Below are 672 nucleotides of genomic sequence, written 5' to 3' on the forward strand. Positions count from 1 at the left end.
AGTCGTCTTCAACATCCGCGATATGATCTTGAGAGACACCGTGACCCAGAGGCCTCGTATCGGTATCAAACACAACGTGCGTAAGCTGATCATCGGCGACATGCGTAAAGTCTTCACTTTCAGGCTTGTCGTTTACTGGTGTCACATTGACCGTGACGGTGGTAGATTCGGATACACCACCTGATGTCACGACATAAGTGAAAGTATCTTTACCGACGTAGTTATCATCTGGTGTGTAGGTCACCGTACCATCGTTGTTTACGATGACGGTACCATTTTTAGGACCATTCTCAGCGTCCAGAGACACCACTTTATCTTTGCCTTCAAACGTGTCGTTACCTAAGACGTTAATGATAGTTGGTGTGTCTTCGACTACATTCGTGCTGTCAGCCTCGATGTCGACTACTGGTGCTACTGTAAAGTCCACCGTTTGGTTAACGCTTTCACCGCTTGGGTCTTTAGCTGTAAGCGTAATTGTCTCTTTGCCATTCCAATCCGCTGTCGGAGTGATTGTGGCGACGCCATTCACAATAGAAATTTGGATGCTGTTATTGCCAGAAACTGAGAATTCTAGCGAGGAATCAGTATCTTTGAATACTTCATTCAAGTCGATCGTGTATGCATCGAAATCTTCCGATAACTCTTGATCTTCAATGGCATTTCCAACAGTCG

At 45.5% G+C, this 672-nt stretch carries 1 protein-coding gene; it reads right to left on the reverse strand.

Features of this window, described 5'->3' with window-relative positions; translation table 11 throughout:
* Positions 1-672: Ig-like domain-containing protein (locus R7190_RS27870; protein WP_318137928.1), on the reverse strand; the 672-nt coding region annotated here is incomplete at both ends.

The organism is Vibrio sp. 1078-1 (assembly GCF_033340475.1).